The sequence below is a fragment of the Mesorhizobium sp. M7A.F.Ca.MR.362.00.0.0 genome, assembly GCF_004023175.1.
GTDB lineage: Bacteria > Pseudomonadota > Alphaproteobacteria > Rhizobiales > Rhizobiaceae > Mesorhizobium.
Genome location: NZ_RZTF01000161.1, coordinates 1,765 through 13,351, shown reverse-complemented (window position 1 = coordinate 13,351; position 11,587 = coordinate 1,765). Strand labels below are relative to the sequence as shown.

Annotated in this window: 9 protein-coding genes and 2 pseudogenes; 2 read left to right on the top strand and 9 right to left on the bottom strand. The window is 63.3% G+C overall.

All coding sequences use genetic code 11. The features are described from left to right. Positions 1-1,564: pseudogene (locus EOC06_RS19675) on the top strand (ComEC/Rec2 family competence protein); the annotation flags it as partial. On the opposite strand, the gene lexA reads toward EOC06_RS19675, so the two are convergent. The 4 genes from lexA to EOC06_RS19655 form a co-directional block, all read right to left on the bottom strand. Next, complete coding sequence (gene lexA, locus EOC06_RS19670) at positions 1,558-2,298, bottom strand: transcriptional repressor LexA (protein ID WP_127272195.1); 741 nt, start codon at positions 2,296-2,298, stop codon at positions 1,558-1,560. The pseudogene EOC06_RS19675 and the gene lexA overlap by 7 nt on opposite strands. A 408-nt stretch (positions 2,299-2,706) precedes the next feature. After that, complete coding sequence (kynU, locus tag EOC06_RS19665; protein WP_128308562.1) at positions 2,707-3,954, bottom strand: kynureninase; 1,248 nt, start codon at positions 3,952-3,954, stop codon at positions 2,707-2,709. A gap of 71 nt (positions 3,955-4,025) precedes the next feature. Further along, complete coding sequence (gene kynA, locus EOC06_RS19660; RefSeq protein WP_127270200.1) at positions 4,026-4,862, bottom strand: tryptophan 2,3-dioxygenase; 837 nt, start codon at positions 4,860-4,862, stop codon at positions 4,026-4,028. Then, entirely contained in the window at positions 4,859-6,484 is a 1,626-nt protein-coding gene (locus EOC06_RS19655; RefSeq protein ID WP_128308561.1) for an AMP-binding protein, read from the bottom strand. The genes kynA and EOC06_RS19655 overlap by 4 nt, the downstream gene beginning before the upstream one ends. A gap of 312 nt (positions 6,485-6,796) precedes the next feature. Here EOC06_RS19655 and EOC06_RS19650 point away from each other — a divergent pair, with 312 nt between their 5' ends. Then, positions 6,797-7,627, top strand: coding sequence for an alpha/beta hydrolase (locus EOC06_RS19650; protein ID WP_128308560.1), 831 nt, complete (start codon positions 6,797-6,799; stop codon positions 7,625-7,627). A gap of 48 nt (positions 7,628-7,675) precedes the next feature. On the opposite strand, the gene glp is transcribed toward EOC06_RS19650, so the two are convergent. The 5 genes and pseudogenes from glp to EOC06_RS42905 form a co-directional block, all read right to left on the bottom strand. Continuing rightward, positions 7,676-8,881 carry a gephyrin-like molybdotransferase Glp gene (glp, locus tag EOC06_RS19645; protein WP_128308559.1) on the bottom strand — a complete coding sequence of 402 codons (1,206 nt, stop codon included), beginning with the start codon at positions 8,879-8,881 and terminating at the stop codon, positions 7,676-7,678. Then, positions 8,881-9,363, bottom strand: a complete 483-nt coding sequence (gene moaC, locus EOC06_RS19640) for a cyclic pyranopterin monophosphate synthase MoaC (protein ID WP_127271357.1) — start codon at positions 9,361-9,363, stop codon at positions 8,881-8,883. Before moaC ends, glp begins: the two co-directional genes overlap by 1 nt. Before the next feature lie 2 nt (positions 9,364-9,365). Beyond that, the gene (gene trpC / locus EOC06_RS19635; protein WP_128308558.1) at positions 9,366-10,178 is read right to left on the bottom strand and encodes an indole-3-glycerol phosphate synthase TrpC; all 813 of its coding nucleotides are present in this window, start codon (positions 10,176-10,178) and stop codon (positions 9,366-9,368) included. A 10-nt stretch (positions 10,179-10,188) separates the two neighbouring features. Then, the gene (gene trpD / locus EOC06_RS19630) at positions 10,189-11,199 is read right to left on the bottom strand and encodes an anthranilate phosphoribosyltransferase (protein ID WP_127397779.1); all 1,011 of its coding nucleotides are present in this window, start codon (positions 11,197-11,199) and stop codon (positions 10,189-10,191) included. After that, positions 11,196-11,587: pseudogene (locus tag EOC06_RS42905) on the bottom strand (peptidylprolyl isomerase); the annotation flags it as partial. The pseudogene EOC06_RS42905 and the gene trpD, both read right to left, overlap by 4 nt.

Below are 11,587 nucleotides of genomic sequence, written 5' to 3'. Positions count from 1 at the left end.
ATATCAGGGCGAGCGTCGGCGGCGCCGAAGGCGAGATCGCCGCGGCGCTGATCGTCGGCGTGCGCGCCGGCATTCCCGATGACATCAATGAGGCGATGCGACGTACCGGCATCTACCACATCATCTCGATTTCGGGACTGCACATGGCGCTGGTCGCAGGCACCATCATGGGCTTGCTGCGCGGCGCCTTCGCCTTGTTTCCCGACTTTTCCGCGCGTCGCCCGGTCAAGAAGTATGCCGCCTTCGCCGCACTGTTCTCGATCGCGGCCTATCTCATCATCTCTGGAGTCGTCGTTGCCGCCGAGCGCAGCTTCATCATGCTGGCGGTGATGCTGATTGCCGTGCTGTTCGATCGAGCAGCACTCACCATGCGCAATCTGGCGATCTCGGCGATCGCCGTCATCGTGGTGTCGCCGCATGAGGTGGTCGGCCCGAGTTTTCAGATGTCGTTCGCCGCGACCGCGGCTCTGGTCGGCGCCTATGCCGGCTGGGCCGATCACCGCGCGGGAAAAGCAAGACCGCCGCCCCCAAAGCGATCCATGCCCGGTTTCCTGACGCGAAAGTTCGTGCTCGCGGCAACCGGCCTTGCCATGACCTCCATCATCGCCGGCAGCGCCACGACGCTGTTTGCCATATGGCACTTTCAGCGTGTGTCGCCGCTCAGCCTGTTCGCCAATCTGGCGGTTATGCCGATCGTCACCGTCGTCATGTTCCTGGCTGTCGCAAGCGCGCTGCTGATGCCTTTCGATTGGATTGGCCGGCCCTCTACCTGATGGGCAAGGGTCTGACGGTGATGATCGCCATATCGGGTTGGATCTCCGAACGTTCGCCTGTCGATGGGGTTGGGCTGATTTCGCAGCAATCTGTCCTGCTGGTGACAATTGCCCTGGTCATCGCGACGATGGCGACAACTTGGCTGCGGCTCGCTGCTCTGCCATTCGCGCTGGCAGGCTTGCTGACCGTCTCGGATACGCGCACGCCGGATGTGCTGATCTCGGAAGACGCCCGGCTGGTGGCGTTGCCGATCGGTGGCGGCGAGCTTGCCGTCAGCCGGGAACGGCCGAACGAATTCACCGTCGACAACTGGAAACGCGCCCTGACATCAGAAACCATCGTCGTGCCAGAGGTGTTCGACAAGAGCGATGGGCAATTCGACGTCGCGGACGCCGTTGAGCTACCGCCGGGATCGCCGTTCTATTGCTCCTCAGGCGTTTGCGTGGCCAGGCATATGTCCGGTGCGATCATTGCCTATGTCGAGGACCGCAAGGACACCTGGAAAGCCTGTGGCTTCGCCGAGCTGATCGTCATCAATGACGCCACCGCCTATGACGCCTGTCACAATCCGCTGGTTCTCGTCATCACCAAGCGGCAACTGGCTCGCAAAGGCAGTGCCGCGGTCTTCTTCGATCGCCAATCGGCGACCACGCCGGCGACAATCAGCTTCGCGGTGGGCAGCCCATATCGGCCCTGGCACACGCATCGCAAATACTCTCGTGAGGCGAGGGGGCTGGCACCCTTCAAGAAACCCGAGAAGCCAGCGGCCAACCCGCAGCCGCCTCAGTAGCGGCGGATGAGGCCGACGAGCTTGCCTTGCACCTTGACCCTGTCTGGGCCGAAAATACGGGTTTCATAGGCCGGATTGGCGGCTTCGAGAGCAATCGAAGCGCCCTTGCGGCGGAACCGCTTCAGCGTCGCTTCCTCTTCATCGACCAGCGCCACGATGATCTCGCCGGGGTTCGCCGTGTCGGCATTGCGGATGATGACGGTGTCGCCGTCGAAGATACCGGCCTCGATCATCGAGTCGCCCTTGACCTCCAGCGCATAGTGGGCGCCGCCCATGATCATGTCCGGCGGCACGGAGATCGAATGCGTCTGATGCTGGATGGCATCGATCGGCACACCGGCGGCGATACGGCCCATGACCGGGATCGACACGGCGGAGACCGCATCGTCATCATTGCCGGGCGAGGGCATCCGCGAAGGCGCCGGCTTGATCTGCCGGCCAAGAGCACCACCCTGACCGAGACTGCCCTGGATGACGCTTGGCGAAAACTTCTTTGCCGCGTTGAGGCCGGGCGCGATCGAGTCCGGCAATCGCAGCACTTCCAGCGCGCGTGCCCGGTTGGGCAACCGGCGAATAAAGCCGCGCTCCTCAAGTGCGGTGATCAGCCGATGAATCCCGGATTTGGAGGCAAGGTCGAGCGCCTCCTTCATCTCGTCGAAGGATGGCGGAATGCCGCTCTCCTTCAGGCGTTCATGGATGAACATCAGCAGTTCATGTTGCTTGCGTGTCAGCATGGCGGCCCCCAGATTACCTGAAACCAGAATCGAAAAACAAACCCAGAACAAACACTATCTGTTCCAGTTGTGTTCTGCAACCGTTTAAAGTTTAATGAATTTGTTAAGGCTGCTGAAATTATTTGGGCTTGCCAGCGGGTCGCAATCGACAGGCGCCAACACGGCGATGCGCCTGCTCACATTGAAACCATTATGGTTAATGACCTGTGGCTCATCCTCAACCCGAGGCTTGGCATCATCTGCCGGCCGACCTCCACAAGGGACGATATCAATCTTCGGGACGTTCGTTTGCCGTGAACGAAACGGAGCCAAAACGCCAACGTCTGTTGGCATTTGTGGCTGGAATTCAGCCCTCCGTCATCCGCCGGGCAGTGAGGGCGGCGACGGCAAATCGCGGAGATCGTTGCGTCAGGTAACGGCTTCCTTGATGGCGAAACGCTGGTCCTTCCATGCGCCCGTGCGCAGAATGTCTTCTAGCACTTGAACCGCCAGCCACACATCCTTGTAGCCGATATAGAGGGGCGTGAAGCCGAAACGGATGGTCGATGGCGCGCGAAAATCACCGATGACGCCGCGCTCGATCAGCGCCCGCATGATTTGATAGCCGTGATCGTGAAGGAACGACACCTGGCTGCCGCGCCTGGTCGCGTCGCGGGTGGTCTCCAGCGTGAGGCCATAGGCGCCGCACTTTGCTTCGACGAGCTGGATGAACAGTTCCGTCAGCGCGACGCTCTTTTTTCGCAATGCCGCCATGTCGACGTCGTTCCAGATGGCAAGCGCGCCTTTGAGCGCCCGCATCGACAGGACCGGCTGGGTGCCGCACAGAAAGCGGCGGATACCGGTGCCGGCAACATACCCCCGTTCGAAGGCAAAGGGCCGCGCATGGCCCCACCAGCCGCTGAGCGGCTGGCTGATATCGCTGTGATGGCGCTGCGCGGCATAGATGAAGGCCGGTGCGCCCGGACCGCCGTTGAGGTACTTGTAAGTGCAGCCGATGGCGAAATCGGCATTTGCGTGATCGAGCTCGACGGGCAGGGCGCCGGCGGTGTGGCATAGATCCCAGACGATCAGCGCTCCGGCCGCATGAGCCTTGCGCGTCAGCGCCGCCATGTCGCGCAGTTCACCCGATTTGTAGTTGACGTGGTTGACCAGCACCACCGCGACGTTTTCGTTGATCAGCTCTTCGATAGTGGGCGCGTCGACGCCCGCGAGGCGCAGCAGGACGCCGTCCCGTGTCGAGGCCACCCCTTCGGCGATGTACAGGTCGGTGGGGAAACTGTCACCCTCGGCGACGATGACCGACCGGCCCGGCCGCATCTCCAGCGCCGCATGCAGCACCTTGTAGATGTTGGTCGACGTCGTGTCGCAGACGACGGTCTGGCCGGCCGCGGCTCCAATCAGGCGTCCGAGTTGATCGCCGAGTTCGATCGGCATCTCGAACCATCCGGCCGTATTCCAGGCTCGGATGAGGTCCTGGGCCCATTCCTGGGTTGCCGCCTGCTGCAGCTCGCCGAAAACGGCATGAGACGCTGCCCCCAGTGAATTGCCGTCGAGATAGATCACCCCCTCCGGCAGAATGAAACGGTCGCGCATGGCCCGCAGCGGATCTGTGGCATCCATCGCTTCGACTGCGGCGAGATCAGGAAATCCACTCATGGTCAGTCAGTCCCCGGTTGTTCGCGAAGGGTGTTCCGCCGCCGCGCGTCGCTGTTTTCATTTCGACGATGTCAGAGCCGGGTGCGGACCGTCCACAGCTCCGGGAACAGCACCACCTCGAGCATCTTCTTCAGATACGAAGCACCCGACGTGCCGCCGGTGCCGCGTTTCAGACCGATGATGCGCTCAACCGTGGTGACGTGGTTGAAGCGCCAGCGGCGGAAATAATCCTCGAAGTCGACCAGCTTCTCTGCCAGTTCGTAGAACATCCAGTAGCGCTGCGGATCGCGGTAAATGGTTTGCCAGGCGACCAGCACCTCTTCATTCTCGGTTCGCGTCTCACGCCAGTCCGTGCGCTTGGCATCGGCACCGATGTCGAATCCGTTGCGCGCAAGCAGCAGCAGCGCTTCGTCGTAGAGCGATGGTTCGGTCAGGATCGCTTCCAGCTTTCCGCTCAGGTCGGGCCGGTGCTTGTGCGGCCCGAGCATGGCCAGGTTGCGGTTGCCGGCCATGAACTCGATGGCGCGATACTGCCAGGACTGGAAACCCGAGGACTGGCCGAGCGCGTCGCGGAACTCGGTGTATTCGCTCGGCGTCATCGTCCGCAGCACATCCCAGGCATTGTTCAGCTGCTCGAAGATCCGCGCAACGCGCGACAGCATCTTGAAGCTCGGCTCGAGCCGGTCGGCGCGGATGGAACGGATCGCGGCTCCAATCTCGTGTAGAGCGAGCTTCATCCAGAGTTCGGAGGTCTGATGCTGGATGATGAACAGCATCTCGTCATGCGCCGATGACAGCGGCGTCTGGGCCTCCAGCACTTTCTCCAGGTGCAGGTAGTCGCTGTAGGACATGCGCTCTTTGAACGACATCTGGGCGCCTTCGGACGCCGGATCGTACGGTTCGCTCAATTGATTTTCTCCGTGCGCAGCCGGAAGCGCTGGATCTTGCCGGTCTGGGTCTTGGGCAGAGCGGCGATGAATTTTACCGATCGCGGATATTTATAGGGCGCGATCATTGCCTTGACATGGTCCTGCAGGCGCTTGGTGGTGAGGGCGTCGGGCGCGACGCCCTGCGCTAGCACGACATGCGCCTCGACGATCTGGCCGCGTTCGGCGTCCTCGGCGCCAATCACCGCGCATTCGGCGACATCCGGATGCGACAGAAGTGCGGCCTCGACCTCGGGTCCGGCAATGTTGTAGCCGGCGCTGACGATCATGTCGTCGGAGCGGGCGGCGAAATGGAAGAAGCCGTCCTCGTCCTGCGTGAAGGTATCGCCGGTGAGGTTCCAGCCGTCGCGCACGTATTCCTTCTGCCTGTCATCGGCCATGTAGCGGCAGCCGGTCGGTCCGCGCACTGCAAGCCTGCCGGTCGCGCCGCGTGGCACCTCGCGCATCTCGTCATCGACGACGCGCGCCTCGTAGCCGCCCACCGGCTTTCCGGTCGACGCGGGCTTCATGTCGTCAAAACGGTTGGAGATGAAGATGTGCAGCATCTCGGTGGCTCCGATGCCGTCGAGGATCGGCTTTCCGGTCTTTTGTGTCCACTCTTCGAAAACGGGAGCAGGCAAGGTTTCGCCGGCCGAAACGGCGACGCGCAGCGATGAAAGGTCGGCACCTTCATCCATGGCCTTCAGCATGGCGCGGTAGGCAGTCGGCGCGGTGAAAGAGATCGTCGCTTTGTAGATCTCGATGATGTGGATCATGTTGGGTGGCGTCGCCTGCTCCAGCAGCGTCGCCGCCGCACCGAAGCGCAGCGGGAAGATGGCGAGTCCGCCAAGGCCGAAGGTGAAGGCCAGCGGCGGCGAGCCGACGAAGATGTCGTCCGGCGTCACCTCCAGGATTTCGCGGGCGTAGGCGTCGGCGATGATCAGCAGGTCGCGGTGGAAATGCATCGTCGCCTTCGGAACGCCTGTTGTGCCCGAGGTGAAGCCGAGCAGGGCAACATCGTCGCGGCCGGTGTCGACTGCGGTGAACGTCACCGGCTTGTCGAGAGCGGCACGATCGAGTTCAGCATCATGGTTGGCGGTGCCGTCGAAACCGATGACCTGCTTGAGGAATGCGCTGTCCTTGGCGCAGGCGGTCATCTCGTCCATCAGCCTGGTGTCGCAGAGCGCGACGGTGATCTCCGCCTTGTCGACGATCTTGGCGAGTTCGCCGGCGCGCAGCATCGGCATGGTGTTGACGACCACGGCGCCAACCTTGGTGGCGGCCAGCCAGCAGGCGACCATTGCGGGGTTGTTGGCCGAACGGATCAGCACCCGGTTGCCGGGCTCGACCCCATAATTCTCGACCAGCGCGTGGGCCAGCCTGTTCGTCCAGTCGGACAGTTCCTTGTAGGTGCGGCGGCGGCCATTGCCGATGAGGGCGGTGTGGTCGCCGAGACCTTTTTCGACCAGCCTGTCGGTCAGTTCGACACCGGCGTTGAGGCGTTCGGGATACTCGAAGCCGTCGAGCAGGATTTCAGGCCATTGCTCCGGCGGCGGCAGGTGATCGCGCGTGAACGTGTCGATATGCGCTGAAGGCCCAAGCATGTCGCCGCTCTCCTGTCTGCTGGACGGCCAGTGCGCGAGGCGCCTTGGCCGGATGTCGTGGATCCTAAGGTCCTGCTCTGAGGAGGCTTCGTACTGCCCATCGCACCTGCTGAGATGCGCCCAGAAAGGGTGAACATCTGCAGGTTTGGGCAGCACAGCAGACCTCCCATTGTCGGCTGTTCGTACGGGCAGGATCGCACCAGTCGAAATTTGTTTCAAGCCTAAAATGTTTTTGCCCTGGAGCATTGACGCATGGCGTGGCGGTGGCCATTGCTAGCGGAACAGCGATGCCGTTTTTGGGGAAGGGCGCAGATGTTCGAACGTCACATCGTCGATTGGGATGATGCCTATGCCAACGGTGCGAATATCGCCGGCAGCGACCGATGGCCGGCCGCGTGGGTGGAGCCTGCGCAAGCGTTTCGTGACGCACTCTCGGCGCAGGGCCGGGCACGGCTCGACATCACCTATGGCGATGGGCGACGCAATCGGCTCGATCTCTTCCTCCCCAGCGCCACGCCCAAAGGGTTGGTGGTGTTCATCCATGGCGGTTACTGGAAGGCGTTCGACAAGAGTTTCTGGTCGCATCTCGCCAATGGTGCGGTCAGCAGCGGCTTTGCCGTGGCGATGCCGTCCTACACGCTGTGCCCGGACTTACGCATCGCCGGCATCGTCCAGGAGATCGGCGTGGCGATCGGCAAGGCGGCGGCAATGGTCGACGGGCCGCTGATGCTGACCGGACATTCGGCCGGCGGCCATCTTGCCAGCCGGATGGTGACGACAACCACGCCTCTGGCGGACGATGTGGCGCGGCGCGTGCGCCATGTCGTTTCGATTTCGGGTGTCCACGATCTGCGTCCGATCATGCGCACCGAGATGAACGCGACTCTGGCCATCGACGAAGATGAGGCGCTGGCTGAAAGCCCGGCGCTGCTGCGGCCCAGGGATGGTGCCCGCATCACCTGTTGGGCCGGTGGTGGCGAGCGCGCCGAGTTCCTGCGTCAGAACGCCTTGCTTGCCAACATCTGGACGGGCCTCGGTGCTGCAACCAGCACCGTGGTCGAGCCCGACCGGCATCATTTCAGCATTGTCGACGGCCTTGCCGATCCGGCCCACCCACTGAGCCGCGCCTTGATATCGGGCTAGCACCGAGATCATTTTCCATTTTTTATTAATGGTTTGTCTTGTTCTGCTTCAGCGCAGCATCAGTACGCCGCAGGCCTCGCCAGCAGCTGCTGCGGGGGCAAACGGCGCCCGCACGATCAGCCCGTTGGCGTCGGCCAGCATTCTCAGCATCGAGGAATCCTGGATACCGAACGGCGTCGCCACCAGCACGCCGTCATCTTCCCTGACCACGGCTCGGACGTAGTCCTGGCGCAAATCATTGGCCGGCATTGCGGCGCCCAACCGTGCCGGACGTATGTCCTGGCGATGATTGCGGCCGCCGAGCCGCGCCAGCAGCGGCTTCAGGAACAACTGCGAGCAGACCAGGCTTGCCACCGGATTGCCGGGCAGGCCGATGCACCTGATATCGCCGAGGCGGCCGAACATCAGCGGCTTGCCGGGGCGCATGGCGATCTTCCAGAAGCCGAGCGTCATGCCTTCGCCGGTCAGCACGTCGTGGATCAGGTCGTGATCGCCGACCGAGGCGCCACCAAGCGTCACGATGACATCCGCACCGGCCGCGACCGCTTTTTGCACCAGTTCGGCGATAGCCTCCTTGCGATCGGCGGCAATGCCGAGATCGAGCGCGCGGGCGCCGACCGAGTGTGCGGTGGCGGCGACGCCATAGGCATTCGATGAGATGATCTGGTCCGGGCCGAGATCACTGCCGGGCGGCAGCAATTCGTCGCCGGTGGCGATAATGGCGACCAGCGGCCGTTTCACCACGCTGACCCGAGGATGGTTGGCCGATGCTGCCAGCGACAGTGCCGCCGGGTCGAGCAAGCGGCCTTTTTCCAGCAGCATGTCGCCTGTTGAAAAATCGAGCCCGATGCGGCGGATATTGCGCCATTGCGCCGTTGGCTCGGTCACTTCGATTTCGCCGCCGCCGAGGTCGCGGACATTCTCCTGGATGACGATGGTGTCGGCGCCTTCGGGCAGCGGCGCGCCGGTGAAGATGCGCACGGCCTGCGTCTGGCCGACCGTGCCGTCGAAGCCACGCCCAGCCGGCGCCATGCCGATCACCGACAGCCTGGATGGGACCGACGTGACGTCGGCGGCGCGCGCTGCATAGCCGTCCATGGCGGAAGCATTGAAAGGCGGCTGGGTGCGAAGTGCCACGACCGGTTCCGCCAGAACACGATCCACAGCCTCGAACAGGGGAACGCTTTCGCCGGCTAGAGGCGCCGCACCATCGAGCAGGCGTTCAAGCGCCTCCGCGATAGGAACCAGCGCCATCAGGCACTCGCCTTGTAGTCACCCGACTTGCCACCGGTCTTTTCGACCAGGCGGATGCCGGTGATGACCATGGCGCGGTCTACTGCTTTGGCCATGTCGTAGATGGTCAGGCAGGCGACCGAAGCGGCGGTCAGCGCTTCCATCTCGACACCCGTCTTGCCGGTGACGCGCGCCAGTGCGGTGACCTTCAGGCCCGGCAAAGCATGGTCGGGCTCGATGTCGACGGAAACCTTGGTCAAAAGCAGCGGGTGGCAGAGCGGGATCAGTTCATGCGTCTTCTTCGCCGCCATGATACCGGCGATGCGCGCGGTGCCGAGCACATCGCCCTTCTTGGCGTTGCCGGCGAGGATCATCTTCAGCGTCTCGGGCTGCATCGCGACAAAGCCTTCGGCGATCGCCGTGCGCGTTGTTTCATCCTTGTCGCCGACGTCGACCATGTTGGCCTCGCCCTGCGCGCCGAGATGGGTAAGGCCCGATACCATCGTCAGATGACCTCGGCCAAAGCCTTGCCTGTCAGAAGCAGGCGCGTCGCCGCGGTGACGTCCTGTTGCCGCATCAGGCTCTCGCCGACAAGAAAAGTGCCGATGTCGCTCTTTTGCAGCCTGAGGCAGTCGTCATGCGAGAAAATACCGCTCTCGCTGACCAGCAAGCGGTCGGCCGGAACCATCGTCGCCAGCCGCATGGAAGTGTCGAGGCTGGTCTCGAATGTGCGCAGATTGCGGTTGTTGATGCCGATCAGCCGCGACGACAGTTTTAGCGCGCGCTGCGTCTCGGTCTCGTCGTGCACTTCGACCAGTGCATCCATGCCGAGTTCGGAGGCCGTCGCCTCGAGCTCGCTGGCCAGGACGTCGTCGACACTGGCCATGATGATCAGGATGGCATCCGCGCCCCAGGCGCGGGCTTCGTAGACCTGATACGGATCGAACAGGAAATCCTTGCGCAGCGCCGGCAGCGCGACGGCGGCTCGCGCCCGGGTGAGAAATTCGGGCGCACCCTGGAAGGACGGTGCATCGGTCAGCACCGAAAGACAGGCAGCACCACCCTTGGCATAGGCCTGCGCCAGCGCCGGTGGATCGAAATCGGCACGGATCAGACCCTTGGAAGGGCTCGCCTTCTTGATCTCGGCGATTAGCGCGAAGGCGCCGGATTTGCGCTTCGCTTCCAGTGCGGCAAGAAAGCCGCGCGGTGCGTCGGCGTCTTTTGCCCGGGCCTTGATTTCGGCCAACGGCACGCGTGCCTTTGCTGCCGCGATCTCGTCGCGCTTGTAGGCCTCGATCTTGCGAAGAATGTCAGACACGCTCTATCCGTTATCCGTTCGAAATCTCGACCAGCCTGTCGAGCACTTGCAGGGCACGGCCGCTGTCGATGGCTTGCGCCGCCGCCGCGATGCCGTCGCCAAGCGTCGTCGCCTTCCCGGCCACAACCAGTCCGGCACCGGCGTTCATCAGCACGGTGTCGCGATAGGCGCCGGCGGCACCGCCCAGCATATCGCGCAGGGCCTTGGCGTTGTAGTCCGCATCGCCGCCACGCAATTCGTCCTTGCTGTGGCGCGGCAACCCAACCGCTTCAGGCGTCAGGGTGAAGCTGCGGATCTCGCCGCCGATCAGTTCGGCAACCTGCGTCTCGCCGGTGGTGGTGATCTCGTCATAGCCGTCGCCATGGGCAACCCAGACATGCTCGGCACCCAGCGCCTTCAGCGTCTCGGCAACCGGCAGGATCCATTCCGGCAGGAACACACCGACCAGCTGCCGCTTGACGCCGGCCGGATTGGAGAGCGGCCCGAGCAGGTTGAATATGGTGCGGGTGCCGAGTTCGACGCGAGTCGGGCCGACATGCTTCATCGCCGGATGGTGCGCAGGCGCGAACATGAAGCCAACGCCTGCCTCGTGGATGCAGCGGCCGATGAATTCGGGCGAGATGTCGATCTTGACGCCGAGCGCAACCAGCACGTCGGCTGCCCCCGTCAACGATGACAGGCCGCGATTGCCGTGTTTGGCAACCGGCACGCCGCTGCCGGCAACGACGAAGGCCGATGCCGTCGAAATGTTGACGCTGTGAGAATTGTCGCCGCCGGTGCCGACGATGTCGATGGCGTCGGTGGGCGCGTCGACGTGCAGCATCTTGCCCCGCATGGTTGCGACGGCGCCTGAAATCTCGCTCACCGTCTCGCCGCGCACACGCAGCGCCATCAGGAAACCGCCGATCTGGCCGGGGGTCGCGTCACCCGACATGATGATGTCGAAGGCCTCGCGCGCTTCCTCGAAGGAAAGCGCGCTACCGGTCGCGATCTTGGCGATATGGGTTTTCAGCGCGCTCATCTTGTCGAGGCTTGGGCGACGGCGGCCTGGTCGATGCGAACGTCGTACTGCGTCTGCAACTGCGCCACCAACTGGTCGAGCAGGTCATCCGACATGCCGGAGGTGAAGGATTTCTGCGCGTCGTCCGGCACCGAACTGGCATCGGCTCCGGCGGGCTCGAACACTTCGGCGACCTTGTACAGGATCTGCCCGTCTCCGGTGGGTGAGGGGATCAGGCCGGTGCCTCCTTCGCCGACACCGAACATCGCTGCCGCACCCTCCTTACCGAAGTCGACATCGTCAGCCTCACGCTTGACACCGCGCTTGGTCTGCTTTTCGAGCTTCAGTTCGCTGGCGATGACATCGAGCGTTGCGCCGGCCTTGAGCCGCTTTTCCAGTTCGTCAGCCT